This window comes from Streptomyces sp. NPDC042002, assembly GCF_055588305.1.
Map to the genome: position 1 here is coordinate 22,950 of NZ_JBVJCT010000039.1, position 26,796 is coordinate 49,745.

At 70.5% G+C, this 26,796-nt stretch carries 30 protein-coding genes and 2 pseudogenes; 27 read left to right on the forward strand and 5 right to left on the reverse strand.

Going from position 1 to position 26,796, the window contains the following annotated elements; translation table 11 throughout:
- Positions 1-2: 2 nt before the first annotated feature.
- A complete protein-coding gene (locus tag ACZ6KY_RS35210) occupies positions 3-914 on the reverse strand; it encodes a DUF6192 family protein (protein WP_382013688.1) in 912 nt (303 codons plus the stop codon).
- Between the two features lie 282 nt (positions 915-1,196).
- On the opposite strand from ACZ6KY_RS35210, the gene ACZ6KY_RS35215 reads away from it, so the two are divergent.
- Complete coding sequence (locus ACZ6KY_RS35215; protein ID WP_469314319.1) at positions 1,197-1,322, forward strand: hypothetical protein; 126 nt, start codon at positions 1,197-1,199, stop codon at positions 1,320-1,322.
- 264 nt (positions 1,323-1,586) lie between these two features.
- On the opposite strand, the pseudogene ACZ6KY_RS35220 reads toward ACZ6KY_RS35215, so the two are convergent.
- The 3 genes and pseudogenes from ACZ6KY_RS35220 to ACZ6KY_RS35230 form a co-directional block, all read right to left on the reverse strand.
- Positions 1,587-2,330 (reverse strand): annotated as a pseudogene (locus tag ACZ6KY_RS35220) (class I SAM-dependent methyltransferase).
- A gap of 115 nt (positions 2,331-2,445) precedes the next feature.
- Positions 2,446-2,985, reverse strand: coding sequence for a DUF4913 domain-containing protein (locus tag ACZ6KY_RS35225; protein WP_469314368.1), 540 nt, complete (start codon positions 2,983-2,985; stop codon positions 2,446-2,448).
- 230 nt (positions 2,986-3,215) lie between these two features.
- A complete protein-coding gene (locus ACZ6KY_RS35230) occupies positions 3,216-3,971 on the reverse strand; it encodes a DNA-methyltransferase (protein ID WP_389092012.1) in 756 nt (251 codons plus the stop codon).
- Between the two features lie 512 nt (positions 3,972-4,483).
- On the opposite strand from ACZ6KY_RS35230, the gene ACZ6KY_RS35235 reads away from it, so the two are divergent.
- The 22 genes from ACZ6KY_RS35235 to ACZ6KY_RS35340 all read left to right on the forward strand — a co-directional run bounded on the left by ACZ6KY_RS35235 (position 4,484) and on the right by ACZ6KY_RS35340 (position 22,751).
- A complete protein-coding gene (locus ACZ6KY_RS35235) occupies positions 4,484-5,608 on the forward strand; it encodes a C40 family peptidase (protein ID WP_469314320.1) in 1,125 nt (374 codons plus the stop codon).
- A 56-nt stretch (positions 5,609-5,664) separates the two neighbouring features.
- Complete coding sequence (locus ACZ6KY_RS35240) at positions 5,665-5,979, forward strand: DUF6112 family protein (RefSeq protein WP_469314321.1); 315 nt, start codon at positions 5,665-5,667, stop codon at positions 5,977-5,979.
- Positions 5,979-6,671 carry a hypothetical protein gene (locus tag ACZ6KY_RS35245; protein ID WP_469314322.1) on the forward strand — a complete coding sequence of 231 codons (693 nt, stop codon included), beginning with the start codon at positions 5,979-5,981 and terminating at the stop codon, positions 6,669-6,671. The genes ACZ6KY_RS35240 and ACZ6KY_RS35245 overlap by 1 nt, the downstream gene beginning before the upstream one ends.
- A 37-nt stretch (positions 6,672-6,708) precedes the next feature.
- The gene (locus ACZ6KY_RS35250; RefSeq protein WP_469314323.1) at positions 6,709-8,064 is read left to right on the forward strand and encodes an SCO6881 family protein; all 1,356 of its coding nucleotides are present in this window, start codon (positions 6,709-6,711) and stop codon (positions 8,062-8,064) included.
- 81 nt (positions 8,065-8,145) lie between these two features.
- Positions 8,146-9,618 carry an SCO6880 family protein gene (locus ACZ6KY_RS35255; RefSeq protein ID WP_469314324.1) on the forward strand — a complete coding sequence of 491 codons (1,473 nt, stop codon included), beginning with the start codon at positions 8,146-8,148 and terminating at the stop codon, positions 9,616-9,618.
- A gap of 85 nt (positions 9,619-9,703) precedes the next feature.
- Complete coding sequence (locus tag ACZ6KY_RS35260; RefSeq protein ID WP_469314325.1) at positions 9,704-10,165, forward strand: DUF6238 family protein; 462 nt, start codon at positions 9,704-9,706, stop codon at positions 10,163-10,165.
- Positions 10,162-11,679: a VirB4 family type IV secretion system protein gene (locus ACZ6KY_RS35265; protein ID WP_469314326.1), complete on the forward strand. Its 1,518-nt coding sequence runs from the start codon at positions 10,162-10,164 to the stop codon at positions 11,677-11,679. Before ACZ6KY_RS35260 ends, ACZ6KY_RS35265 begins: the two co-directional genes overlap by 4 nt.
- Before the next feature lie 14 nt (positions 11,680-11,693).
- On the forward strand, positions 11,694-12,260 hold the full coding sequence (locus tag ACZ6KY_RS35270; protein WP_469314327.1) for a hypothetical protein: 567 nt from the start codon (positions 11,694-11,696) through the stop codon (positions 12,258-12,260).
- A gap of 105 nt (positions 12,261-12,365) precedes the next feature.
- Complete coding sequence (locus ACZ6KY_RS35275; RefSeq protein WP_469314328.1) at positions 12,366-12,536, forward strand: hypothetical protein; 171 nt, start codon at positions 12,366-12,368, stop codon at positions 12,534-12,536.
- 64 nt (positions 12,537-12,600) lie between these two features.
- Positions 12,601-13,455, forward strand: coding sequence for a hypothetical protein (locus ACZ6KY_RS35280; protein WP_469314329.1), 855 nt, complete (start codon positions 12,601-12,603; stop codon positions 13,453-13,455).
- A 30-nt stretch (positions 13,456-13,485) separates the two neighbouring features.
- Complete coding sequence (locus ACZ6KY_RS35285; RefSeq protein ID WP_469314330.1) at positions 13,486-14,187, forward strand: hypothetical protein; 702 nt, start codon at positions 13,486-13,488, stop codon at positions 14,185-14,187.
- 122 nt (positions 14,188-14,309) lie between these two features.
- Entirely contained in the window at positions 14,310-15,344 is a 1,035-nt protein-coding gene (locus ACZ6KY_RS35290) for a DUF8094 domain-containing protein (protein WP_469314331.1), read from the forward strand.
- A gap of 34 nt (positions 15,345-15,378) precedes the next feature.
- Positions 15,379-16,017 (forward strand): hypothetical protein, encoded by a 639-nt coding sequence (locus ACZ6KY_RS35295; protein WP_469314332.1) that lies wholly within the window; start codon positions 15,379-15,381, stop codon positions 16,015-16,017.
- 108 nt (positions 16,018-16,125) lie between these two features.
- Positions 16,126-16,398 (forward strand): hypothetical protein, encoded by a 273-nt coding sequence (locus ACZ6KY_RS35300; protein WP_469314333.1) that lies wholly within the window; start codon positions 16,126-16,128, stop codon positions 16,396-16,398.
- On the forward strand, positions 16,391-17,497 hold the full coding sequence (locus tag ACZ6KY_RS35305; RefSeq protein ID WP_469314334.1) for a hypothetical protein: 1,107 nt from the start codon (positions 16,391-16,393) through the stop codon (positions 17,495-17,497). The genes ACZ6KY_RS35300 and ACZ6KY_RS35305 overlap by 8 nt, the downstream gene beginning before the upstream one ends.
- A gap of 38 nt (positions 17,498-17,535) precedes the next feature.
- Positions 17,536-17,994, forward strand: coding sequence for a hypothetical protein (locus ACZ6KY_RS35310; protein WP_469314335.1), 459 nt, complete (start codon positions 17,536-17,538; stop codon positions 17,992-17,994).
- The gene (locus tag ACZ6KY_RS35315) at positions 17,991-19,181 is read left to right on the forward strand and encodes a hypothetical protein (RefSeq protein WP_469314336.1); all 1,191 of its coding nucleotides are present in this window, start codon (positions 17,991-17,993) and stop codon (positions 19,179-19,181) included. The genes ACZ6KY_RS35310 and ACZ6KY_RS35315 overlap by 4 nt, the downstream gene beginning before the upstream one ends.
- Positions 19,182-19,400: 219 nt before the next feature.
- A complete protein-coding gene (locus ACZ6KY_RS35320; protein WP_469314337.1) occupies positions 19,401-19,898 on the forward strand; it encodes a hypothetical protein in 498 nt (165 codons plus the stop codon).
- Positions 19,899-19,998: 100 nt separating this feature from the next.
- Positions 19,999-20,424 carry a hypothetical protein gene (locus ACZ6KY_RS35325; RefSeq protein ID WP_469314338.1) on the forward strand — a complete coding sequence of 142 codons (426 nt, stop codon included), beginning with the start codon at positions 19,999-20,001 and terminating at the stop codon, positions 20,422-20,424.
- Positions 20,421-21,260 carry a relaxase/mobilization nuclease gene (locus ACZ6KY_RS35330; protein WP_469314339.1) on the forward strand — a complete coding sequence of 280 codons (840 nt, stop codon included), beginning with the start codon at positions 20,421-20,423 and terminating at the stop codon, positions 21,258-21,260. The genes ACZ6KY_RS35325 and ACZ6KY_RS35330 overlap by 4 nt, the downstream gene beginning before the upstream one ends.
- Positions 21,261-21,273: 13 nt before the next feature.
- The gene (locus ACZ6KY_RS35335) at positions 21,274-21,969 is read left to right on the forward strand and encodes a hypothetical protein (RefSeq protein WP_469314340.1); all 696 of its coding nucleotides are present in this window, start codon (positions 21,274-21,276) and stop codon (positions 21,967-21,969) included.
- Between the two features lie 23 nt (positions 21,970-21,992).
- The gene (locus ACZ6KY_RS35340; RefSeq protein ID WP_469314341.1) at positions 21,993-22,751 is read left to right on the forward strand and encodes a hypothetical protein; all 759 of its coding nucleotides are present in this window, start codon (positions 21,993-21,995) and stop codon (positions 22,749-22,751) included.
- Positions 22,752-23,069: 318 nt separating this feature from the next.
- Here the strand turns inward: ACZ6KY_RS35340 and ACZ6KY_RS35345 are convergent, their stop codons facing one another.
- Positions 23,070-23,780 carry a hypothetical protein gene (locus ACZ6KY_RS35345; protein ID WP_469314342.1) on the reverse strand — a complete coding sequence of 237 codons (711 nt, stop codon included), beginning with the start codon at positions 23,778-23,780 and terminating at the stop codon, positions 23,070-23,072.
- A 469-nt stretch (positions 23,781-24,249) separates the two neighbouring features.
- Here ACZ6KY_RS35345 and ACZ6KY_RS35350 point away from each other — a divergent pair, with 469 nt between their 5' ends.
- The 4 genes and pseudogenes from ACZ6KY_RS35350 (at position 24,250) to ACZ6KY_RS35365 (ending at position 26,640) form a co-directional block, all read left to right on the forward strand.
- Entirely contained in the window at positions 24,250-24,633 is a 384-nt protein-coding gene (locus ACZ6KY_RS35350) for a hypothetical protein (RefSeq protein WP_469314343.1), read from the forward strand.
- Positions 24,630-25,431, forward strand: a pseudogene (locus ACZ6KY_RS35355) (SPDY domain-containing protein). The gene ACZ6KY_RS35350 and the pseudogene ACZ6KY_RS35355 overlap by 4 nt, the downstream one beginning before the upstream one ends.
- 28 nt (positions 25,432-25,459) lie before the next feature.
- Positions 25,460-25,822: a hypothetical protein gene (locus ACZ6KY_RS35360; RefSeq protein ID WP_469314344.1), complete on the forward strand. Its 363-nt coding sequence runs from the start codon at positions 25,460-25,462 to the stop codon at positions 25,820-25,822.
- Complete coding sequence (locus tag ACZ6KY_RS35365) at positions 25,813-26,640, forward strand: SPDY domain-containing protein (RefSeq protein WP_469314345.1); 828 nt, start codon at positions 25,813-25,815, stop codon at positions 26,638-26,640. Before ACZ6KY_RS35360 ends, ACZ6KY_RS35365 begins: the two co-directional genes overlap by 10 nt.
- The last annotated feature ends 156 nt before the right edge of the window (positions 26,641-26,796 follow it).

Below are 26,796 nucleotides of genomic sequence, written 5' to 3' on the forward strand. Positions count from 1 at the left end.
CGCTACTCGCCCGAGCCCTTCAGCAGCTTCTGGAGCTGCTCGTCCAGGTCGACCTCGCCGCGGGTGACCGCGTTCTCGATCCAGTCCGCCGACGCCCGCACCCGTGTCAGTCCCCGCAGGATCGTCTCGCGTTCGGCGTCGTCGTAAGGCTCGCCGCGCAGGTTCGGCACGATCCTTCCGGCCGTGACGGTGAACTGCGTGCAGGCCGCGACCAGGTCCATGAACTGGGTGCTGTGCTCCATGCGGCGCAGCTGGTCCAGCTGCGGAGCCGCCTCCTCCTGCCCGTACTGGACCTGCTGGCGGAACTGGTCGAACTGCGCCTCGTTCACGGCATGCCTGGCCGTGTCGTCGGCCATGGCCTTCGAGGCGACTGCCGGGCGGCGCAGGAAGTCGGTGGCCACCCGCGCGGCGACCTGGTCGTCGGCAGCCAGGTCGTGGATCGCGTCCACCTTCTCCTGGACGCTCTCGGGAGTGTCGACCTTCCAGCCGACGATCCGTTTCGCGCTGTCGTGCGTCCAGCGTGCGGGCCCGCCGCGCGGGTTGGGCGGGGGGTTGTCGACCGCCTCGAACCGCTCCTGCCCGCCGGGGATGGACGCGAGGATCTTGTGGATGGTGTGGGAGACGCCCGTCCGCCGGCGTTCCTTCGGCCAGCGCGAGGCCACCCACCGGTAGTCCCGGACCGTCGAATAGGCCAGGCCGACGTCCTCGGCGAACATCCGGATCGCCTCACTGACCGTGAACAACTCCTCGCTCCCCGACGGGTTCGTACCCCCGTAGGAGCGCATCGGCTCGATCTCCAGGCCGGCGTCCCCGAGCTGCCACTGGACGCCGCTCATCGTCTCGACCCAGTCCCGCCCCAGCCTTACCAGCTCGTCGTAGCGCTGTCGGGTCACACTGCCGACCATCCCGGTCATCCGGACACCACCCCCACGAGCCCCGGGGACAACACCCTCGCGTGCCGTCAACACGCCCTGGAAACCCGTCACTTCGTACCCTCCGACCGCCTCGCCCGGCAGCCAAGGGCGTACGGCCCGGCGCCCGAAGCGGCCCCATCAGCACCGAACGCGCAGGCTCACACCCCGCCGGAGGGCGCGCGCCGCGTGTGCCAGGCCCGTTTGCGGCAGGCGGGAGAGCAGTAGGTTGCCGAGGCGGGATGTTCGACCCCGACCGTCCACGACGCGCCGCACTCTGGGCAGTTGGAGACCACACCGGCCCGGACCGCCTCGGTCCTTGCCCGCGCCCGCCGCATCCGCCGCCAGTGCTGTGACCGGCACGCGGATGAGCAGAACACCGCCGTCGACTTCGCCGACGGCATCAGCTGACCACCGCACCCGCGGCACAGCCGCGGCCCTGGGTCGTCGTCCATGACCACGACCAGCTTGAGCCGGGGCACCTTATCCCTGGACATGCGGACACCGTACGAAAGGGCGGAGGCCGTCGGGAGTCCCGGCGGCCTCTCAGCGGTCCTTCGGCCTGTCAACGTACGAGGCCGCCACAAGAAGACCGTGTGGAGACAGGCCCTGCCTCATCACGACGCGCGCATGGGGCAAGGTCACAGACGTGGCAACGATCCCGGCCATGCGGAGCTACTGCGCCGACGGGATTCGGTAGACGGAGACGTGAGAACGCGACTCGGCGGTGAATTCGGCGCCAGCCCAGTCCGCATGCCTGGTCTCCAGTTCGAACCCGGCCAGCTGAGCCATCAGGTCGAGTTCGGCCGGCCAGATGTAGCGGTGGGGACTACGGAACAGGTGTGCCTGCTTGGTCTCGTCGAACCGGAAGTGGTGCGACACGACGTGCTGACGCAAGACGTCGTAGGTCTGCACGCCGATGTAGCCGGGGGCGGACTGCCAGGCAGTGGCCGTCTGCCCCGGTGGGAGCTTGCGCAGCTCGGGTATCGAGAGCTCGATCACGAACCGCCCACCAGGCGTGAGGTGGCGGGCGGCATTGCGGAAGCACTCGACCTGCTCAGCCTGGGTGAGCAGGTTGGAGATCGTGTTGTACACGAGGTAGACGAGGGTGTACTTCCCAGGGGCGACGGCGGTCGCCATGTCACCAATGATGACTGGGATCGTTGCTTCATCTGCCTTGGTTCACAGTTGCTCCACCATCGGGAGCGACAGTTCGATGCCGGTGACAGAGACTCCTCGCCCGGCGAGCTGGACGGCTACCCGACCGGTCCCGATGGCGAACTCAAGCGCTTCTCCGCCACCTGCGAGCTGGGCGAGACGGTCCACGGTCGGTTCCAGGACCTCGGGCGCGAACATTCCGGAGTCGGGCGTGTCATAGCGCTGGGCGGTATCGGCGTCCCAGATCTTCTCCTGCTGCATTCCGTCAACACTCGCTGCTGGCCCATGCGATGTCCACCGAGTTTTTCAGACCGCTTGTCATGCAGGCATCAGGAACAGGCACTCAGGCCGAAGGCGGGCTCTGCCTGTCCCGCGTTCATGACGTCGGCTCGTCCGGCTCAGCGGGCCCGGTGGTCGCCGGCTCTGTGCGCACGGATGGCGGCGGACCGGGCAGGAGCCGGTGCGCGGGCCGATCGGGAGAGGTCATGCAGGCCGACAGCGGGCCGCCCGGCGCGCGGATCGCCGCCACGGCATGGGTGAGGAAGTCCCGGTGCCACACGAACAGGCCGGAGAGCCCGGCCTCGGGGTCCTTGTACTGCTGGTAAGCGAGCCACAGAGCGTGGAGCCAGGCCACGACGTCGTCGTGTTCCTGCCACTGCAGGCACCAGGGGGCCGCGGTGGTGACCTCCGCCCCGTAGACCGGGAGGAAGAAGTCGTCGACCCAGTCCGACAGCGCGTCGAGTTCGTCCTCGCGCTCCTCTCCGTCCAGTTCCAGGATCGGGCGGGGCTCCGGCGGCGCGGTCGGAGACGGCCCGCCGAGCCCCGGCATACCGAACGCGGCGAACGGCGATGCGCCCGGCATGGGTGCGGAGGCGAGATGGTCGAGGTGCTGGGCCTGCTGTGCTGACTGCTCTATGAGTCGTCGGACGCTCGCCTCGATTCCCTCCAGTTGCGGGTCCGGAATGCGAACCGGCTCCAACTCGCCGCCGTCCGCGGATTCTTTGGATTCGGGCATAAAAGGTACGGCCTCCTACGAGACGCGGAATGAGAGGAAAGCGGAAGCGGCGGCAAACGGGCCGGCCGGCGGAATGCAGCCAAGGGCCCCCAGCAGGTGCCGGTCACCGTAACGTCAGGCGCCGTTGCGGCTCAGACGGTGAGTGTCACGTCGTCCTGGGTGAGGGTTTCACGGATCGTCTCCGCGAGCCGGTCGGCCGCGACCGACGCGTAGTGCGGCGTTTTCTCCACGCCGATGAAGTCGCGGCCTTCCAGCAGGGCGGCGACGCCCGTGGAGCCGGAGCCGGCACAGAAGTCGAGCACCGTGCCGCCCTCGGGGCTGATCTTGACCAGCTCGCGCATCACCTCGACGGGCTTCTGCGTGATGTGCTGGCGCTTCGCCCCCGAGGGCTGCGAGGCACTGTAGAGGCCGGGCAGGTAGACGGGATTGCTGGAGCCGTCGATCGCCCCCTTCGACGCCCAGACGATGAACTCGCAGTTCTGGGTGAACCGGCCCTTCTGCGGCCTGGCCTGCGGCTTGTGCCAGGCCAGCACTCCGCGCCACAGCCACCCGGCCGCCTGGATCGCGTCGGTCGTGACGGGGAGCTGGCGCCAGTCGGTGAACAGCATCGCGGTGCCGCCGCTGCGTGTCAGGCGGTGGGCTTCGGTCATGATCTGCGTCAGCCAGAACCCGTAGCTGCGCTGGTCCATGTTCTCGCCGGTGAAGTCCGGCAGGGCGTGCTGGGCGTCGGCGGAGGTGTACTTCTGCTTCGCGGACCGGGTGGTGCGCTCTTTCGCGGTCCGGCCCCCGCTGTTGTACGGGGGGTCGGTGATGACGGAGTCGACGCAGTCGTCCGGCAGGCCGGCGAGAACGCTGAGTGCGTCACCCTGGTGCAGGGAAAAAGGCAAAGAGGAAACCCCAATTCGAGTGTGGAAGCGTGGAGGGAATACCTGTCTCGCGCAGGAGCCCTCGGGCGCCGAAATTCGGGCGGGCCAAAGCCCGAGGCCGCGGACCGAGGAGGGCGAGGGGATCCCAAAAACTGTAGAGGCGAATCCGCCGACGACCAAGAAGTGCGTTGCCAAGGTGCCGAATTCCGGCACCTCACGCCGACTTTTTGGTCAACCGCCCATCCGCGCCTACTGTTTTTGAACCGCCCGGCGCACACCGCCGTCGGCTACTGCCCGCCACGCCTCCGGAGGTTTCCTCTTGCCCCGGCACATCTAGCCCACGGTCCGGCCACGCGGAGCGAGCGGCAACTCGCCCACGCCGGCCCGTTCCGATCGCCCACCCCGGCCGCCGCGCCCTTCCACCCCGCCTCGCGCACCCGGCACGCCGGACACCGCATCCCGAAGGACACGTCCATGACGTCTCGCTACCCACCGCTGCCCGAATTCGCCGACCCGCGAGTGATCCGCTCCGGTTGAAGGCGCTCGCCGCCGGCATCGGCGTCGTCTTCCTCTCCCCGATCCTGATCGCCAGCACCGGCATGATGCTGGCCTCCTCCGCCGAAGCCGTGAAGACCAGCAGCTCCTTCAACAGCTGCCTGACCGACATCGACACGGACAAAGTCGCCGAGCAGGTCACCAAGATTCTCGACGGCGCCTCTGGCAAGAACGTCCACATCGAGGGCCTGGACCTGCCCGCCGAGCAGGTCCCCAACGCCCAGACGATCGTGGCCACGGGCATCAGCCTCGACGTCCCCAAGAAGGGCCAGATCATCGCGCTCGCTACGGCGATGCAGGAGAGCCGGCTGCGCAACCTCGGCTCCGGCGACCGCGACTCCCTCGGCTTGTTCCAGCAACGTCCCTCGCAGGGATGGGGCAGCGCCCAGCAGATCCTTGATCCGGTCTACGCCTCCGAGCAGTTCTACAAGCACCTGCTCAAGGTGAACGGCTGGCAGCAGATGACCGTCACCCAGGCCGCGCAGGCCGTCCAGAAGTCCGGGCTGCCGGACGCGTACGCGCAATGGGAGAACCTGGCCACCGCGCTACAGGAAGCCATCGCCAAGACCTTCCCCGGCAACGGCAACAACCCGGACGGCAAGGATCCAAGCCAGGACAGGCCGCCCGTGACCGGCACCACCTGCACTCAGGACGGCTCCGGCTTCGGCCGCATCCCCGAAGGGAGCGTTCCGAAGGGATACACGATCCCCAAGGACGCCGACCCGAAGGCACGCAAGGCCATCGAATGGGCGATGCACCAGCTCGGCACGCTCTACCAGTGGGGCGGATCCTGCACCAACGCGCACGGCCCCGACCCCATGGGCCGCTGCGACTGCTCCAGCCTGATGCAGCAGGCATACGCGCACGCCGACGTCACCCTCACCCGCACCACGTACACGCAGGTCAACGAGGGCAAGGCGGTCTCGCCCGGCCAACTCCAGCCCGGTGACCTGATCTTCAGCCGCGGCAGCGCCGCCCGTCCCGAGCACGTCGGCATGTACATGGGCGAGGGCCTCGTCATCGAGGCGCCACGCACCACCAAGCCGGTCCGGATCACCCCGATCAAGGACTGGGCCATCCTCGCCGCCCGCCGCGTCCTCTGACGCCGCCCCCGCCCGGCACCGCTCCGGGCGAGCCACCAAGGAGTCCCGCCACAGCCATGCCCCTCCCCCTCGCAGACCGCGTCATCCAGCTCGCCTACGACCCAGGAATCTCGCCCAAGGGCGGCGGCCTGCCCGGCCTCGCCGTGCTGAAGAACGTCGTCAACAGCATCAACCTGTTCGGGATCATCGCCGTCGTCGGCGCCCTCGCCGTCTCGCTCGGCGTATGGGCCTGGGGCCACCACACCGGCGGCCACCAGGCCGAGGCCAACGGCAAGAAGGGCGCCGTCGTCGCCGCGGGCGCCGCCCTCGGCCTCGGTGCCGCCAACGGCATCGTGAGCTTCTTCTCGGCCCTCGGGTCGCAGGTCCACTGATGCGGACACGATTCCCCTCCCTCTCGCTGTCCTCGTACGGCATGGGCTGGTCGGCCAACCGGCGCATCGCGATCGTCGCTCTGATCGTCGCCGCCCTGCTCGCCAGCGCCGGCGTCGTCGCCTTGCTGTCCGGCGGCGGACGTAGCCAGCAGGCCCCGGACAGCGCCGCGTCAGCTCCGGCGCACAGCCCGTCCTCCTCCGAGGCCGCGCCGGAGTCCGCCACCAGATCGGGGTCGGTTCCCAAGCCGCCGCAGATCGCCGAGCCGGTCGCCTACGCCAAGGCGGCGGCCCAGATGCTGTGGTCCTACGACACCCGCGACACCAGCCGCGACCAGCAGCTCGCCGGCATGCGGGCCTGGATGACCAGCGAGACCAGGTACGCCGACTGGGCCTCCGTCTCCGGCCAGGTTCCCGATCCGGTGCTGTGGTCGCGGATGGCCGACCAGGACCAGCACGCCAGTGCCGGCGTCACCGAGGGCCACTACCCCTCGGCTTTCAAGGAGGCCCTGGCCGACGACCCGTCCGCGATCACCGAGGCGTACATCTACGTCGTCACCGTCAACGGCAAGCAGCAGATCGTCTGGAAGAAGGGCGGCGTCGGAGCCGAGGAACGCGCGGTGACCCTCGCCGTGCAGTGCCGTCCCGACCACGACTGCACTCTCGCCGCCATCGCTCCGAGCGTCACGCAGTGACCCGCTTCTGACCCAAGATTGGAGAAGTAACTCCCCCGTGGGTTTCTGTGATTACCCCCTGGCCGACAAACTGTGTGCGGTCGGTGACGCGGTGGATTTCGCCTCGGACCCCGGCAAGGCCATCGGTGACTGGATGGCGAAGTCCGCAGGTGAACTGGCAGCCGCCGCAGCCGACTTGGCTGCCGAGGCGGTCGACACCACCACGAAGGTCGACCTGAACGCCGCATGGTTCGTCGACAACTACGAGATGCTGTTGCCGTTGGGCCTGACCATGCTGGTCGCGACGTTCTGCGCGCAGCTGGTCCGGGCCGCCGTCAGACGCGACGGACAAGCCCTGGCACAGGCGTTCACCGGCACCATGAGCGGCGTCCTGTTCGCCTTCTGCGCCATCGCCTTCACCACGGTCGCCGTCGAGGTGGTCGACGCCGTCTCCGACGGCCTGTTCAAGACGGCGCACCTGAACATCGAGTCGGCCGTACGCCGCATCGTGAAGGTCAATCAGATCGGGTCACTGGCCGGCCTGGGCTGGCTCGTCCCGGTCGTCGCCGGCCTCGGCGCCGCCATCGGCGCCTTCCTCTACTGGTGCGTCATGATGGTCCGCAAGGTCGGCATCCTCGTCATGGTCACGCTGGCCGTCTTCGCGTCCGCCGGCGGCGGCTGGGAGGTCGCCAGACGCTGGCGCAAGGGCTGGATCGAGGCCACCGCCACCCTCGTCGTCTCCAAGCTCCTGATGACCGTGATCTTCGTACTCGGCATCGCCGCCATGGGCAAGACCGAGGCCAAGGACGGCATCGCCGCTCTGGCCGACGTCATGTCCGGCATCGTGATCATGGTCCTGGTGCTGCTCTGCCCGTACGCCGTCTTCAAGTTCGTGCACTGGGCAGCCGACGGCACTGACGGCGAGTCCATCCACCGGGCCGGCGGCGCCGGAGCGCAGATCGCCAAGGCCCATGCCGAGAAGGCCGCGCGTAAGGCCGCCGCGGCTGCGGCCACCGCCGGAACCGGTGGCGCGGCAGCCGGAGCGGGCGCCGCCCCGCAGGGTCCCGACGCCGGTGGCGGGGGCGGCTTTCCCGGCGACATCGCCGCCAACCCGACCGGCGGAGGAGAGGGCAAGGAAGGCTCGCACGGTGGTGGAACGGGCGTCTCTTCCGGTCTGGAGAGGGCCGTCCAGCCCGCGCCGACGCGCGTGTCCAACGACACCAGCGGCCAGGTGGGCGGCAGCCCGGGGCCGGGCGGATCCGGCGCGAGCGCCGCGTCCGGCCAAAGTGACAGATGGCGGTCCACGGCGCCGACCACAACCCCGCCACCGCAGGGTGCACCGCCGCCCTCCGGCTCGCAGAACGCCACGTCCAGCGGGTCGGCCTCACCGCCGCTGCCACCGACCGGTCGCTGATCCCCTGCCCGACTCCCGGGGGCGGGACGTGCACGCTGCCTCCCGCCCCCGGGTTCCGCCCGCGTCTCCAGGACCCGCCCCTTGACTGATTTCTCCGTCGCCCCGGTCACGGTGAAGTTCCCGCACCGGTCCCGCCGTGGCATCCTCCTCGGTCTCTCTCTGCCCCAACTCGTCCTTTCGTCCGGCATGTTGACGCTGTTGCTGATGACGGTGATCTCCACCGGGCTGCTCGGCGCCGTCGCCCTGACACCGCTGTGGGCGGCATCCGGTGCGCTCGTCGCGATCCGGCGGCACGGCCGTTCTCTCATCGACTGGGCTCCGATCGTCGCCCGCTACGCACACCGCCGCCGTACCGGCCAGAGCCTCTGGCTCGCCCGGCCCGTCACCCGGCCCCGGCAGGACGGTGTCCTGCACCTGCCCGGCACCGCCGTCTCCCTCAAGGTGGTCACCCCCGGCGACTCCGCCAACCAGGCCGGGGCCGTGCACGACCCGCACCGGCAGACCCTGACCGCCGTCGCACGCGTCACCTCCCGCGCGTTCGCCCTCCTCGACCCAGCCACCCAGAACCACAACGTCGCCAGCTGGGGACGGGCCCTGGCGGGCATCGCCCGCACCGGGCACATCGCCACCGTGCAGGTGCTGGAACGTACCGTCCCCGACAGCGGCGACACCCTCATCCGACACTGGACCCACAACGGGCAGCCCCAGACCCCGGTCGCCGGACAGATCTACTCCGAACTGGTCGCCTCCGCAGGACCTGCCGCAGCCCCGCACGAGAGCTACCTCGCCATCTCCCTCGACCTGAAGGCCGCCCGGCGCCTGATCTCGCAGGCCGGCGGAGGGCTGCCCGGGGCGTTCACCGTCATGGTGCAGACCACCGCGTCCGTCGCCCAGGCCGCCCGCAACGCCGGACTTATGGTCACGGGCTGGCTGACCGCGCGGGAGATCGCCGCCGTCATCCGCACCGCCTACGACCCGAAGGCGCTCGCCGCGCTCCAGCAGTGGTCCGAGACCGGTCGCGCCGAGGCCGACCCCGCCGCCGCCGGGCCTGTCGTCCAGTTCGAGGAGTACGACCGCCTCGCCACGGACAGCGCACGGCACGCGACGTACTGGGTGGAGAACTGGCCGCGCACCGAAATGGGAGCCGGGTTCCTGCACGGGATCATGTTCACGGCCGGCGTGCGCCGCAGCCTCTCCCTCATCTACGTGCCGCAGGGACTGGAGTCCGCGCTGCGGGACGTCCAGCGGAAGAAGGCCGCGATCATCGCCGACGCCAACGAACGCGCCCGCCGGGGGCAGGTCGACTCCGAAGAGGATTCCGTCGAGTACGCCGACGTCAAGACGCGTGAGCGCCAGCTCATCGCCGGGCACGCGGACGTGGCCCTGACGGGCCTGGTCACCGTCACGGCCGAGACCGACGCCCTCCTGGACGCCGCTTGCGCGCAGATCGAGACCCATGCCGTCACCTCGGGCGTCGACCTGCGACGGCTCAACTACCAGCAGCCCGACGCCTTCGCCCTCGCCGCGCTCCCGCTCGCCCGCACCGCGCTGTGACCCGGGCCCGCGCACCGTTCTTCGATCATCCGCGACGAAACACTCGTCGCCGCCCCTGCCTCCGGGCAGGAAGGACCAGCCACCTTTGACCTCTCGCACGCGTCCGGGCGACGCGCACCCCTACCTCCGCGCCGCGAGCGCCGGAGTCCGCCACCACACGCGGGCACTGGCGCCGTCGGAAGTGAACCCGCCGCGGTCGGCGGACCGCCTGCACCTTGACGTGCTGCACGCCCACCTCAGCGCCCTGCTCCAGCTCCTGGATCGGCTCGCCGAGAACACCCGGCCTGAGCATCCCGCCGCCGGCCGCCGCCTCGCCACCGCGCACACCCGCCTCTGGCAGGCCACCAGCGAGGTCCACTCCGCCTTCCACCTGCTACCCAGCGACATCGCAGCAGAAGCCGAGCTGAGCGCATGCCATCCCGAGCGGCTGCCCGAGGGGCTGCCCGTGCTGACGATCTGCCAGCGTCACCTCGCCGCCGGGCACATCATCCGTCGCAAGACCACCCCCGCCGACCTCCGCCCGCACACCACGGCCTGCGTGCGATGAGCACCACCCGCAGAAACGACGGCCCCCGACGCGCCTCCGCCAGCCCGCTCTTCACCCCCCACGGCACCGACCGTGCCAGCCGCAAGGCCGCCCGCCGCCGGCTCGCCGAAGCCACCGTCACGGCCCGCGCGAAAGCCAGCGCCCACCAGGCCGAAAGCACCTCCACCGAGCATAAGATGCCCGCCGCGCTCTACCCTCCGAGCGGACGTCCCGGTCCCGCCTCCGCCCGCCAGAACCGGCTGAAGCTGCCCGCCCACCGCATGACGACCGCCGTGGCCGCCGGCGCCTACCCCTTCCTGGCCGAAGGCGGACTCGGCGCCGAGGGCATCTACATCGGGCGCGACGTCCACGCCGAGGCGTCGTTCGTCTTCGATCCGTTCGCCCTGTACGGCAAGATCGAAGGCTTCACCAACCCGAACCTCTTGCTCGCCGGAGTGATCGGCCAGGGCAAGAGCGCGCTCGCCAAGAGCTTCGCCCTGCGTTCGGTGGCCTTCGGATACCGCGTCTACGTGCCGTGCGATCCGAAGGGTGAGTGGACGCCGGTGGCGGAAGCCCTCGGCGGCCGGTCCGTCGCCCTCGGCCCGGGACTTCCCGGCAGGCTGAACCCGCTGGACGCGGCCCCGCGCCCGGAGAGCGTCTCCGAGGCCGACTGGGTCGGCGAGATCCGCAAACGGCGCCTGCTCCTGCTCGGCTCGCTGGCCCGGACCGTGCTGGGCCGGGACTTGATGCCCATGGAGCACACCGCCCTGGACGTCGCCCTGGACAGCGTCGTCACCCGCGCCGTCAACGCCGGCCGCACCCCGCTCCTCGGCGACATCGCCGCCACCCTCAACAACCCCGGCGCGCTCGACGAGGCCGCCGCGATGATGTCGGGCCGACTCGGCGACGCCGCCCGCGACCTCGCCCACGCGATGCGCCGCCTCGTCCACGGTGACCTGGCCGGCATGTTCGACGCCCCCTCCACCGTCACATTCGATCCCCGCGCGCCGATGCTCACCATCGACCTGTCCCAGCTCGGCGGCTCCGGCGACGACACCGCCCTCGTCCTGGCGATGACCTGCGCCTCCGCCTGGATGGAATCCGCCCTCTCCGACCCGAACGGCGGCCGGCGCTGGATCGTGTACGACGAGGCATGGCGGTTGATGAGACACGTCGGTCTGCTGCAGCGCATGCAGGCCCAGTGGAAGCTGAGCCGCGGGCTCGGCATCGCGAACCTCATGGTGATCCACCGGCTCAGTGACCTGCTCACCGCCGGCGACGCCGGATCGCAGGGGCGCGCCCTGGCCGAGGGGCTTCTCGCAGACTGCTCCACTCGCATCGTCTACCGCCAGGAGACCGACCAACTCCACGCCGCAGCCTCGCTGCTCGGCCTGACCTCCGTCGAAATGGATGCCATCGCCCACCTCAACCGAGGGCGTGGCCTGTGGAAGGTCGCCGGACGATCTTTCATCGTGCAGCACCTCCTGCACGCGCACGAGCTGGCGCTCTTCGACACCGACGCTCGCATGCACTGAACCGCAAGAGGCTCATGACACCCGATATCCAGCGCGAACTGATACCTCGCAACGACACTCTCCACCTCATCGGCACGCTCAACGCGATGAAGGCCAAGTTCGCCGACAGCGCCCAGCAGTGGCAGCTGTTGGACGAGAGCGGAGACGTGCCGGCCAAGCCCTCCTCCACCGAACTGTTCCAGCACGCCGCCGGCGCACAGGACCTCTCCCGCGACGTTGTCCGGCTCACTGGCGACTTCGCCGCGAGCCCGCACAGCACGAACCGAGCAGGCCGGGCCACCCTGGCCCGCCTCGCAACGGCGAGCACCATGTCGGCCCACGCGGCATCGCACTTCGCGGAGACTGCGGAGGCCTCCCTCGTCCTGCCGGGCGCCGCCAGCCCAACCGACCAGCGCTACCTCAAGAACCGCATGGTCATCGACCACGCCACGGCCCGCGCCTACCTGCGGCGCACATCGGAATCCCTCCGTGACGCCGCCAAGGAACTCGACGACCACCTCGACTTCCACCGCTTCTTCCCCGCGCCCTCCCACAGCGAGAGCCCCGTGCCGCCGCCCCGGCCGGGCGGTCGCCACCGCTGACCTGGGCCGACCCCCACCCCTTCAAGGAGTCCCCTGAACCGCCCCGCCCACTTCAGCGACGCCGACTGGACCGCGTACCAACAGCGCCAAGCAGAGCACGACCTCATGGCCCAGATCGCCGACCGCGAAGCCCAGATGGAACACGACCTGATCGCCACTTACGACCAGTCCGAACTCGATTTCAGTCCGGTTCCGAAGCAGGAAGCCAACCCCGCTCACCAGACACCTGCGCCGCACCCCACGTCGGCCTCCCGCAGGAGGAGCCGTGGCCGCTGACGAGACAAGTACCCCAGACGCCCGCCGCGTGGCTCCGCTCGCACCGCTTCCCGATCATCGCAACGTGGACACCCCGTGGTGGCAGGAGCTGTGGCGCCGCCATGCGCACATCACCACACCACTGCGAGAGCGCGGGCTGGAGTGCGACATCGAGTTCGGCCTCAGCGCCTACATCGTGCGCGTGTCGCTCCCCGACGACAGCTACCTGATCATCGGCCCGCCGCAGGAGCCCCCCTCCGAGCGCCCGCCCGGAAATCCGGAGGGCTGGATCGCAACCCGTGAGCACCCCGACGACCAAGCACCGTTCGAGGTGTTCTACGACTCGGCACCCTCTGCCGACCCGAGTGTCCCTGAGCGCCCCGAGGCGCGGCACGGCAGCAGCGCCGCGCCCCTGATCGAAGCAATCGACCAGCGACTCACCCAGCTCGGGCTGCTGCCACATCCCGTCCCACCCACCGCAAGCGCGCTCGCGTCCACCGCGACGCCAACGCCTCACGCACCCGAGACCCCGAACACCCGCGACACCGCGGACGGCACCACCGTCTACGTCTACGGCGACGCCCTTTGCGCGCTGACCGACCAGCTCAACGCAACCGAGTCGCACGCTGACGCCGCCGCCCTCCTGCACCAGATCCTGGACCCGGTCAACGGCCTGCTGGAACAACTCAGCGACTTCTTCGAGGCGGCCGGAAAGAAGGCCAAGGAAGCCGAGCAGGTCGACGGCTTCGATCTGTCGCACGACCTCGCCGACGCCGCCGCCGAGATCCGCGCCCTCGGGGAGGTCCTGCACGTGGCCGAGGACCGGATGCGGGCGCTAACCCGGCTCGTGCCCGCCCCTCAGCTCACGTCCGCCCCAGACCGTCCGCCGTCCCTTTCCCCGCGAGTCCTCCCGGTGGCGCAGCCGCGGCACACGCACTGACTCCGGACCACCGCCTACCTCCAGGAACACATGACCTCACCCCGCACCGACCTGTCCGCCTTCGCTGCCGGTCTGGCCGCCCGTCTGCCCGGCACTTGGACCAGCAAGTATCAGCGCCACGCGCAGCATGCGGACCGATTCCCCCGCACCGAGCGGCTCTGGGACACCGGCTACGTCGACTACATCGTCAGCCAGTACGTCCTCACCCACGACGCCGTACTCCACGGGCCCGGCGACCAGCGGCTGTACGTGGCCGACCGGCCCCGCGACCCGCACCAGTTCGTCGTCGCCCCGCTCACCCCAGACGGCATGCACATCAAGCCCCACCACTTCGCCGCGGTCGAGGAACCCAACGGCATCGCCGTTCCCAAGGACCCCGCGCGGGCGGCGGCACGAGTCACCCGGCGCGTGCTGCCCCGCTACGAACAGGCCCTGCAACAGGTGCTCGCCAACGCGGCGGACCAGCCCGACCCCCCGCACAGGCCCGGCCCGCCGCAGGTCGACCAGGTCCTCACCCTGACCCTGTACGGCGACGGAGCCCTCGGCGCGCCGTACAAGAGCGTGCCTGCCGATGCCCGCATGACGCTGTACGCCCATGGCTTCCAGTACGACCCGCACCAAGCAGCGTTCCTCCTGCCCACCTCATACGGGGACAGCGGTCGCGCCCTTCGCGTCCACGGCGTGGTCCAACAGCTCACGGCCAAGGGCATCGGCGTGAACCTGCGCCACTAGGCGCCCACCACCAGCGCCGCCCTTCCGCCGACGGCACCGAAGACCGCACCAACGACCAGCCATACACGCTGATTCCCTCCCCTCCGCATCCTGGAGCCTCCATCCGCATCGCTCGCCCGACCTTGCCGCTGTTCGTCGGCGCCACCGTCCTCGCCGTGGCCCTCACCGGCTGCGCTGAGGACGACGGCACCGCCCGCGCCCATCAGACGCCCAGTGCCAGCACCGCCCCGAAGCCCGCTCCGAGCCTCAGCGCCGCCCAGGCCCGCAACGTGATCACCCACTACTCGAAGATCAACAACGAGGCCAACGCCGACCGTAACCGGCACCTGCTCGACACCGTCGAGGACGGCCCGCTGTACGCGATGTCCCTCTCCGACTACACCGAGACTGAAGGGCTTTCCGCGGCGGACCGCAAGCCGTACAAGCCGTGGTCCTACGACTTGGTGAACGCCAAGCTGTACATCCCGCGCCTGGCCGCCGGGCAGGACCGCTGGTTCGCCGCCGCGCTCTCGGACGAGAAGGGCAAGGCCCCCTCGCGTCTGGGGGTGTTCGCCGAACGACCCCAGCACCAGCGATGGGAGCTGGTGTCCGTCGTCGACCTCGACAGCCAGAAACTGCCCGACATCGCCCTCGACCGGGACGGGTACGCGACGGCCGTCGCCTCGAACGGCAACAAACAGCTGGCGGCCGGCGCCGACCTGCTGCGCACAGGTGTAATCGACAACTTCGCCACCGGAGGCACGAACACCGGAACGAAACTCTTCGCGCCGACCAAGGCGAGCAAGCGGCAGATCGAGGTCCACGACAAGACCGGCACCCGCTACGGCAACCAGGCAACCACCGACTTCGCCAGCGCCTATAACCCCTACAAGGACGCCTACGCCCTCAAGACCACCGACGGCGGCGCGCTGATCCTCTTCTCCCACACGCACACCCAGACCGACGCCGTCGCGCACTCCGGACTCCAGATCAACCCCGGCAAGGACGACCGGACCTGGCTCCACGACGTGCCCCGCACCTCCATCACGTACACGTTCGTGTGCAACGACGCCGCCACCGTCCCCGCGAAGTCCGGGCCGTCTCACCTGATCGGCTACACCTGCGCCCGCACCGACGCCTCCGGCCCCCCGGTCCCCTCCTGGTCAAACCCTGCGTAGACGCGTCCCCTCCCACGAGCCACACACCGCCGCGATGACGGCCGAACGCCCCCACAGCCCCTTACTCGATCCGGAGAACTCCCTGTCCACACGCTCCTTCATCGCCCGCCCCACCGACGGAACGGGGTACAGCGGCATCCACGTCCAACTCGACGGCGTACCCAGCCACCATCTGCCTCTCCTCCTGGCCGCCTACCAGCACCGGTTCGGACGCGACCTGGAGGCCATGTCCCGCCACCTCATCGACGATGTCGCTGTCGGCTGGGACGAGCTGGGCACCGATCTCCTCGACGATGCCCCGCCCACGCTCGTGGCCGCACTGACCGGCGGCGAGCACTGGCCCAGCCGTACCCTCGACCGCCTGATCACCCCGGACGGCTTCCCGCCGGTACGCATGACGGTCACCGACGAGACCGCCGACGAGCAGGACATGCAGTGGGGCTACATCCTTCGCGAAGAGGGAATCGAGGTGATCAGCCTCCTCCACGAGGACGTCGGACCAGTCGTGGACTGGGCCACCGACCCCCGCACCGCCTTCAGCGACCACCCGGCAGCCTGGTCCTCCCTCCACCCCGCGCCGGCCATCCAGGCGCCGCGCAGCACGCCGCCCCAGAGCGTTCCCGCCGCACCCCCGGCCAAGGCCAGCACCACGCGCCCCGCCACACGCCGCTAGATTCCCCTCGTCTTCCCGGAGCCTCCCCTGCCCCAGCACACCACGCCCCCGATCACCGTCGTCATCGCCAGACGCCTATACGAAGACCGGCTCGACTCCCTGACCGCCGTGCACACCAGCCTCACCCGACAGTCCGTGCCGTGGGAGGCCCTGATCGCACTCGACGGTGCCACACCCGACCACCTGCCGGCCCCTCTCACGCAGGACCCCCGCACCCGCACTCTTGCTCTGCCCCGCCCGGTCGGCGCCGACTGCGCCCGGAATCCGGCACTCGTCCACGGTCAAACCCCGCTGGCGGCGGAGGCCCGAGAAGATGTCCGGCAGTACGGCCGCAGCCTCCGCGCTGTCGTGGGCCGCGGCGAGGACCTGGTCCATGGCTGAGGCACAGATCATCCTGTCGCGCAGCCGGGATTCGGGCCTGGTCGCCATCGCCGCGGGCGAGCGGTACCCGTGGGCGCACACCGCCCTCGCGGAGACCGGCTTCCGCCGGGACGACGAGAGCGTCTACCACCTGCCGGCAGGCGGCAGCGAAGCCACAGTGGTCGATCTGGTCACGTGCGCGAAACGACACCGCACCAGCGTGCACGCGAGCAGCCGGCGCTTCATCGGCGACGCGGCCCGCGACCTCGCCGGCCTCCTGCCCGGCCAGTGGAGCGCGTCGGTCGAGATCTACTCCCACCCCGCCTGGCAGGAAGACCTCGTGCCCTGGATCTGGGACAGCGGCGAACTGGGCCGTGCCGTCCAGAGCGAGCGGATTCCCTACGCCGCCACGCTCACCGACACGGTGCACGGCACCACGCTGCTGCTCGTCGAACGCCCCGGCCATCAACTCGACTATCTGGTCGGCGCCTTCGCCCCGGAAAGCCTCGAAACCGGCTACGGCGATCCGCACGCCCCGCGCAGTATCGTCCTGCCGCCGGTCGCCGGACGGGCAGCCCGGGCGGTCGCCGACCGGTACCTGCCCTCCTACGAACAGGCCGTCCACGCCCGCCAAAGCGCAGCCATCGCCGCCGCACTCGAAAGCATCCGCTCCGAGCGCGACACCTGGCAGACCGTGATCGCCTCCGCCCGCTACAGCGACGCCACCCCGCTCAGCGCCGCCGTCCTCGGCGCGGCGACCGAGGAGTTCCTCGACCACTCCTGGCGCAGTTTCCTCACCGTCATCGACCACGCACCGACACTGATCGACCGGTGCCACCCCGCCAGCAGCCCGTGGCCCGACGACGCCGCAGCGCTGTCCCGCCTGACCGATGCTGTGACCGACGCCGAGTCCCTGCTGGACGACGTCGTCCACGGCAGCCCCCTTCCGTCGCAGGAGCGCAATAGCCGGGCATGGCCGGCCATCGAGACCTGGCTCACCGACGGCGAGATCTTCCTGCGCCAAGCCCGCGTGAGCGCACCCCGCCGACGCCCGGTCCTCCCCGTCTCCGCGCCGGTCCGCTCCCTTGCCGCGGCCCGTCCCGCGCACCGCGGCCACTGACAGCTCCGCACCGACAACGTGAGGAGAACACCGCCCCCTTGCAACCCGGCACCCACTTCGCCTTCGGCGCCCACGACACGCACGGATTCGTCGCCTCCTTCACCTCCGCCATGCCCACGCACCTCGCCCACTGGTACCTGCAGCGCGAGCAGTTCGAGCCCGTCCCGGGTGAAGCTGGCCTGTACCGGCTCAGCGAGCCCGAGCGCGACGGTCAACGCCGCACGCGCCAGGCCGTCCACGATCTCCGTCGCCAAGGCTGCACCGTGCAGGCCGACATTCGCCTCGACCCGGCCGTCTCCGCCAGCCCACCACACCCGGTCCAGCCGAACAGAGTCCACGGGCGCCACGGCCGTCTCGCCCAGGCCGCCGCCGGCCGAACCACGCAGCGCGCCACACCGCCCACCACCTCCCCGCCGTCGGGCCGGCCGGTCCCACCGGAGCCCGCTTACGCACCGACCGTCCACCTGAGGCCCCGGGGCGGCGGGCGGCCTCGATGACGTCCGCAAGCAACCCGGCCCCCGACGGCGCCCTGTCGGCTGCCCCCGAACCCGCTGACGGTGCACGCGACTTCCGGCTGCGCATGGCGGTCATCGACCGCGAGACCGAGGCCGCGCTCGACCTCACGCGCGACCGCTACGGCCGCACCGTTCACGAAGGCGCCGCGGCAGCCGCACGAGCCCACCGCAGCACAGCGGCCGTGAAGGCATACACCACCCACCTCGCCCCGCACGCCGACTCTCTGCTCGATGCCGCCCGCCGCGCGCTCGACGAGCTGCCACCTGCCCGGCACGTGGCGGGGTGGCGGGCAGTGCTGGACGGCCTGGCCGTCTCCGCCGCCGAGATCCGCCGGGCGCTGGACCGGCCGGCCAGCCCCGGCTCGGCAGCCGAACCCATGCAGCACGCGGTCCTGTGGCCACACTTTGCCGCCTGGGCGGATCACAGCTTCATCGTCAGCAACCTCGCCGACCAGAGCGATGGCCAGCACCACAAGGCCCCGCTGACTGGAGAGGACCAGCGGAGGTGGACCGAGAGGGCGCAGGCCGCGAAGAGGCGCGGCGAACTGGAGCTGACCGAGTCGTGGTACGCCGCCGACGGACAGCCGATCACCCTCGCCCATCTGATCGAGGACGACGACTCGACGCTGGTCGCGCTGCGAGGCGACCCGGACGCACCGGGCTGGCAAGTGATCGGGCACTACGCCCACGAATACGAGGCGGGGAAGGCACTACCAGCCCCGGTCCCGCCAGGTGTGCTGCGCGCCGATGTCTCAGGGTTAAACCGGCCCGAGCTCGCCCCTGAAATCTCGCTCCAGGAACTCATCCGGGATGTCGTGGATGCCCAGCACGCCGGTGACGCGTCCAACGCTCTCCTCAGCGCTACCCAGCGCGGATACGCCGCAGGGCCGATGGTCCGCCTCCAGGAACTCCTGCAAACCAGCGGCCAGTTCGCCGACGCGCTGGAGACCGTGAAGGGCCGGCAGATCGCCGCCCGTCTCACCGCGCTCGGCCGGCAGGTCGAGTTCCTCACCCGCGAAGTCGAAGAAGCGGCTGAGGACCTCGGCGCGACCGTCGCTGTCCTGCCTCCCCACCGCACCCCCGTGCTGCGGGCCCGCCCGCGCTCCGCCGTGGACACCGCACCCCCCACGCCGCCGCCTCTCGCCAGCACGCCCTCCCGCCATCGCTGAGCACCGAGAAGGCACCGGTCCCTGGTTGCAGCCCGGGTCGGCGTGCGCTCCCGCAGCCGTCGCGGCCTTCGCTCTCGTGGCCCCGCCGCGCCGACGCTTCGGTCCAGCCGGACACCTGGACCAGTACGGCCGACACCATCGTCCGTCCCGAGGTTCAACAAACGCCCTGATCAGGGGCGCAGCCCCACCCACTTTCCAACCCTATTAAGGAGTTCCCATATGGCCGTCCGCACACAGTGGACCGTCGAGCATTCCTGCTCCCACCAGGTCGTCCATGACCTGTCCAACCGTCCCGCCGACAAGCGGGCCGGTTTCGCCCGCTGGCTCGCGGCCAAGGACTGCACCGACTGCTGGAAGGCGGCGCGCGACGCCGACACCGAGTCCAAGGAGGAGTGGCTCGCAGGCAAGCGCGCCGCGGAGCAGGAGGCGGCCCTCGCGTGGGCGAAGCAGTTCGACATGCCGCAGTTGGAGGGGCCGGAGAAGGCCCTGGACTGGGGTGAGCGATCCCGCCACCAGCTGATGACGGCCGCGCACACCGCGCTGGTCGTCGAGGGCAGTTGGGACGAGGCGGACTGGGCGGAGCTGGAGGAGAAGGCCCGTGCCGTCTCCCGCGCCGGGTGGTGGATCGACCAGCGGGACGCAGAGGGCACCGACGTGCTCGAACTCCTCGACGCGGCCACCGAGGCGGACCGCGGGACGGAGAACCCGTTCCGCTGACGGCGGCGGAACATAGCCGGTGATCGCCGGTTAGCCAAACCGGCGTTCCTCCGGACCATTGTTCCTCCCGCCCCGCCACCGATTGCGTGGAAGGAACCGCATGTCCCAGCCCCCGCCCACTTGGGCGTTCGCGCCTATGCCCGACCCGCTCACCCCCCACCGGGACATCACGCACCAGCACTTCCAGGCCGGTGACAGCGTCGTCGTCCTCAAGGGGGTGACCGGCGGGGAACTGTGGGGAGACGCGATGCGTGTCGTCGCCCCGTCCTGGCACACCCCGACCGACGAGGACGGATGGCGGCTGCGTGATGCGACCGGCGGCGCCCAGTCCTACGTCACCGCCCACCCCCGCTATCTCGTGCATCTCTCGCGGCGCTGCCCGGACTGCCTGATCCACCTGCGGGCCATGGAGGACGTTCTTCTTCCGCGGTTCGCCGGCCGTGACGAGCTGATCGACTGCGGCTGGTACACCACCACCGTCCTCAACCAGCTCGTACACATCGCCGACATCCGGGGCGGCAGGTGATTCCCTGGCTCCATGAGCGGACCCACACCCCGCACGACCGGCTCGCCGAGGCGCTGGGGCGGCCGGTCTCGCCGAACGAGGGCCTGACGGAGTATACGGTCGTCGCCCACTGGCCGGGCCTGGACTACTTCACCCTGGACGACGAGCAGAGGACCTGGACGTCCGTCCAGTGGGCCGAGCACCTCGAAGACCCGTACCTGGAGCATCCGTTCGCCGCCGGCCCGGATGATGACCGGCGGGCGATCCTCCACGTCGACGTCCAACTTCACCCGGACGACCGGGAGCTGACCGGCTCCGAGTGGGCCGAGGCCGCCTTCCGGCTCGCGCGGGCCGCCGGTATCGAGATTCCCGGCAAGGAGCACGGCTGCCGGTGGATCGCTGTGCAGGCGCAGCCCCGGCGCCTCGACCTGATCGCCAACCTGATCCACCTCGACGGCGCGTGGCACGCACCGCCCGCAGACATCGTGCGGCGCCTTGCGGACGAGGCGCGCCGCATCGAGCAGGACCTCCGCCTGATCCCCGTACACACCGGGCCCACGGCGCGGCCCGCCCTCCGCACGGCGCCCACGGCATCGGCCCAGCTCGCGAGCGTCCTCACACAGCTCGCCGACGAGCAGACCGGCCCGCTGGCCGCAGTCCGCGGACTCGTCGAGGACACCGCGCACCGGATCGCCCACCAGGCCGGCGCCGCCGAATCGGCGCACCGCCTGGAGCTGATCGCCCGCCGCCTCCACGCCATCCAGCAGGACCTCGACAGCACCGCCGCGCACCTGGTCCAGCCCCGGGTCGCCGCCTTCCCGGCCGCCGTCCGGCGCACCACCCCTCGATCGCCGTAGGAGAGACGTCTCGTTGCCCCGTTCCGACCGTTTCCTGGACATCCGCCGTGACCCGCACTCCGACGAGCTCCTCGCCCGCGGCGGGGACTCCGAGGCACACAGCATCCTCCAACGTGCCGGGTTCGTCGCCGTCGTCCGCGTCCACGAGACCTATCACCGCGCCCCCACGGGCCTCGCCGAGGACGACGAGTCCCGTCTCGCTACCGAAGCCGTCGCCCGCCTCCGGGTCGCCGGGTATCACGTCGACTGCGACGAGGATTTCGACACCGACGCCCGTCCGGCCAGGTACCTGCCGCTGGGCTCCTCCGTCACCCGCCTCGCCGAGCGCATTCGCGACGCCACCACCACGGAGGAGGCAGCCGACGCGCTGACAGAGCTGACCGCCGCCCACGACGGCATTCTCGCCGCGTTGGACGAAGTCCTCACCGCCGCCGCCGACTTCCACGACGGGCTCGGCCAGGCGGCCGACCCCTATATAGCCCGGCGGCTGCGCTACCTCGCCGATGAGCACCTTCGCGTCATCCGCACCGACCTCGCCGACACCCGCAACAGGCTCGCCGACCGGCACGCCCCACACCCCGGCCGCAGCACCTGCACCGGGGAGGTCCCCGCTACCGAACGCGAGCGTTCCGCGGTGTGCGCCTGCCCGCCTGCGCCCCGCACGCTCCCGGCTCCGCCGCCCCCGGTGGCCGCCGGACTGCGCCACTGACCCTCACCTCGCCCAAGGACACCATGCACGACCACGAACACTCCGAGCGCCTCGCCTCGTACGCCGACGTCCTCGCCGGCGAACTCCCCGACACCTGGACCAGCTCCCACCTCCCGCCGGACGCCAAGGACGACCTTGCCGAACTCGCCGACCGCATCTGGGACCTCGACCTGGTCACCGCCTCCCTCGCCGAGCACCCGCTGCAGCAGGCCGCCGTCCTGAGCCGCCCGGACGGCGCCCAGCTCGTCATCCTTCACCGGCACGACGAACGCGAGGGATTCCTCATCGCCGCCGTCGCCCCGCGCGCCCTGCCCGACAAGGCATATCGCGCCGTCCCTGAGCCCAACGGCATCGCTCTCGCGGACGACCCGTTCCTGGGCGCCGCGCAGGTCGCCGGCGACCTGCTCGCCCGCTACGACAGCGCGCTCGCCCAGGTCCGGCACAGCGCCCTGGGCGGCATCCAGCCCGTCCAGCCGGACCGGGTCGTCCTAATCTGGCAGCAGGACGGCAGCGTCGCCACCGCCCCCATCGGCGATGGGGCTGGCGCCGTCCTCGAAGCGCACGGCTTCATCCAGGACCCGCAGAGCGGCATCTATCGCCTCAGCAGCGACGACACCAGAGCGCAGGCCCGCGCCCTGCGCGAGATCGGCCCCCAGCTCGACGCCATCGGCATCGGCACCGCCCTCCAGCACCCCGCAGACCGGACCGCGCCCACCTCCGCCCCAGCCACTATGCCGCCTGCCCCGGCCGACGCCCGCGCGTCGGCCGCCCGACGCCGTTGAACCCGGAGAGACATTCATGGCCAACCTGGCCGACGAATACGGCACGGACGTCGAGATCTACGCCAAGGCCCTGAGTACCACCATCCATGCCGACACCCCCACCGGCGCCGATGGCAGGCTCCACGACCTGCTGGAACAGCTCAGCCAGGACCGTCTGAGGGCGGTGAGGTGGAGTGCGGCTTGGTCTACGCGGCCGCGCTGCGTCGGGTACGGACCGATCGGGGCGCAGGAGCCGGGCGGTCACCGTGACTGGCGAGAGCGTTCTGGCTCCTATGGCACGGACAATTCATACCCGGAGGACCCTCCGGGAGGGGCGAGTCAGCGGCCCATCTGCTCCAGGGCAGCTGCAAGGCCCGGCGCGAGGAACTTGTCGATCTCCCGCGCGTCGCTGTACAAGGCTGCATTCAAGTCTTCCAGTTGCCGGCGGCGCTCCAGGTTCGCCTCCAAAAGCGTGTGCCCACCTCCTGACTGGCCGCACCAATGCAGTACTTCTAGGCCTTCCCCATTCCACGGGCCGTCAGACGCGCCATAGTCCTGATTTGCGTTCCCCCGAGCATTGACGCTCGAAATCGGCACCAGACCGAAAGCCTTCGGCTGCTTCCAGCAGCGGACCAAATACAGCTGGCCGAACGTATCCACCGCCAGAACCTTGTACACCGTTGAGTCCGGGGGATCATTCCAGCTCCCGGAGCCGTAGCGGCTGATCTGCGTGCCGTATTGGGGTTGGCTGCGGCCCGTAGCGAAGACCCAGCCGCGAACCTTGTCCGGCGTGAGGTACTCGTAGACCGGGGTGCGCTTGAACAGGCCGTCTTTGCGGTAGGTGAGCGTGGCTGGCCCATCGCCGACGATGATGTCGGTCGACTCGGTGCCCCGCATGCGTTCAGCAAAGCGGCGGAGCAGGCCGTCTGCCACGGGATTGTCGGCCTGTTTGCGTTCGGCCAGTCGCCGTTGCTGGTCCTCCCAGTCCTGGCGGGCGTTGCGGGTCTGAGCTGCTGCTACGGCGAATGCGTCGTCAGCGGGGTTGGTCAACGTTGCTCCTCTCGATGTCCTGAGGATGCGTGGGCCGGTGCCGGCAAAGCAAGGGGCCAGGTGCATCTCTACGCGTTCAACCTGAACTGAGTACCAAGGCCGTCGGCTGGCAGCGGCCACATGCGCTGGTCGACGACATACCCCAAGTACAGCGCCGCATCGGGCAACGTTGGCCTTGTCGCCTTCCGCCTGAGTGCGCGCCGACGGGCGCCCTAGAAGCCGGGCCACCAGACGCCCCGTTCGATCCATCGGAGAGACCCCGTAGCGCCCCGCACACCACCACCGATCACCCACCGGCTCAAGCCCCGACTCGCGACAGCCCTGTTCCGCCGCTATCTGCAGGCCTGCATCCCCACTGTCCGTGACCGCGTCTCCCCGCCGGTCGGCGCCCGCCCCGAGGACGCCCTCACCGAGACGCAACGCGTCGGGCACCGCCACCACCATTGACCGTCCACCGCCTCGGAGGAGCATGTCCCATCCCGCCCCCTACCCCGTGAGGCTGGCCGACGAGATCACCCGCCAGCTCGGTCAGCTCGCCGACCACCTCGCCCAGCTTCCCCCGCCCCAGGCCGCGCAGGTCATCGCCCGCGTTCTGGACCCGGAGACCGGAGTCCTCGGCGGCATCACCCACCTCGTCGTCACCGGCAGCGTGTTCGCCAAGGACCAGGCCGAACGAGGAGCCCTCCCGCCGGAGGTGTGGCTCGCCCTGGGCCGCGCCTCGAACGAACTCCACGACATCAGCCTCGACCTGGACGAACACAAGGACACCCTGCAGCACGTCGGAACTCAGCCCGCCACGACCGCGGCGACGGCGCCGACACCCGCACCGCTCGTAGTCCGGCGACGCCGGTGAAGCAGCAACGGCAGGGCTGGGGAACGGGCGAGCAGCCCGAGCAGCACTACCTTGTCGGGCCCCCGCGCCCTCGTCGGCGGCGGCGACGTCCACCACGTCTCCGAATTCCTGCGCGCCACGGGATGGCGGGACAAGTCCAAAACGGGCGGCCCCTTGTTTATGGAGAGCCCGGACCGTTCCGTCCGTGTCGCCTACGACCCGTACGTCCTTCCCGGCGGGTGGACCATCCACAGCAGAGCGGACGGCCTTACCGGCGAGTGGTCAGCTCACCTGGGCCGGCAGGTCCCGGTGGAGATCGTCGCCGGTCTGACCGACACCCTCACCCGTCCCCGCTCCGCCCACGCCCCCAACGTCTGGGCTCCCTTGGAGGAACAGAACTGGGACATGCGCTTCGAAGGCCAGAACTACCAGGCGACCAACCCCGATGGCAGCGCATGGATGCAGTACCACCAGAGCCCCGACGGCGAGGCGCTGTGGTGGACCGGAGCGAGAGACCAGGAGGGCAATGGCTGGACGGCCAGCTTCACGTCGAACACGCCGATGCACCTGGTGCAAGCCTTCTCGGCCGAACTCGCCAGCCCCGATCCCGTCATGCGCCCGCGCGGACGCGTGCCGCTGAGCGCGCAGATCCGTACCTGGTCCGTCTCTGTCAAACCCTCCCAGCTCAGTGCGTGGCAGCAAGCCCGGATCACGGCCGCCCGAGCCGCCGCCTGGGCCCACAACAGCGCCCGAAGCACCCGCCCAGGCGTCGCCGCCCGCCCTCACGCCCCCGCCGGCGGAGCACGGACCCGCCGCTGACCCCGACGTCCCCGTCCCGAGGAGCCTGATGCCCGCACTCGCACTCACCCCAGACACCATCCGCACCCCGACCGAAACCCCGTCCGACTTCATCGACTACCTGCGCGAGAACCCCGACCCGCAAGCCGTGCTCGCCCTCGCCGAACCCCTCCTCGACGAACGCACCGGCATGCCCGTCCCGATCACCGACACCCTGCGCGCCCGCGCCCGCGCAGTACAGGAACACCCGGACACTCCGCGCGCCGCACAGGTCGACCTCCGGAGCACCAGGTTGCGCCTCGCCGCGTGGAAGCAGGCCGACCAGCACCCCCTCCACTACGTCCCGGACGATCTCCGCGACCCCTACGGGAACGCCTCCGCAAGCAAGAAGGGGTGCCGCCAGTGCCTCTGAGCGAACGGCAGCTCGCCGCCTTCGCCGACAAGCTCGCCCGGCAGATCCCGTTCGACACCAGCCCCCGCCACCTCGCCGGCCCCGGAGACGCCCGCCACGTCACCCACGGCTTGGCCGCAGCCGGATGGACCTCCACCTCCGATCCACTCAGTGCCGAGATCGTCCTGCGCAGTCCCGACCTTCGCTACCGGCTCCAGTTCGACCCGCAGTCCGCCACGTCCGCATGGTGGCGGCTACGGGCCGAGCCCACCGACAGCGAGACAGGCTGGTACGCCGAGTTCGGTGAACTCGTCCCCGCCGAGATCCTCAGCCATGTCACCGACGCCCTCCTCACCCAGCAGTCACATGAACAGCCCAACCCCTGCGATGTGTTGACCTCGGCGGGCTGGCAGCTCAACGCGCCGGACACGGCCCAGTCCCCAGACGCGATGTGCCACACCGAACGGCGCCACATCGACGACCGCGACACAGCGTCCTGGCACATCGAGACTCGCGAACCCGGATACGGACACCCTGTGGGCCCCCGGATCTGGCACGCCTGGTTCGACGCTCACACGCCCTCCCGCCTCGTGACCGCGTTCGCCATCGGGCTCGCTGATCCCGCCCCGCTGCAACGCGGCATGTACGAACGCACCGCCCACTACAACGCCGCACAGGAACCCAGCCCGCTGCGCCCCCAGCAGGTGGCCGACGCGCACACCACCCGCATCGACGCCCTCCGCGCGAGAGCACGCGCCGCCCGGAAGCAGCAGACCAAACCCGCGACGGCCCCAGCACCGGCACCGGCCGGCACCGCGCAGCCGGCCGCTCGCCGCTGAACCGACAGGACCCCTCATCTCCGCCGATCACACCACCCACCGCGAGTTCCTCCGCCACCTCGACGGCTACCTGAGCGACAGCAAGAAGATCCTCGACGCCTGGGACGCCTACTCCGAAGAGCACACCGACCTCGACGGCTGGCCCTACGACGACCA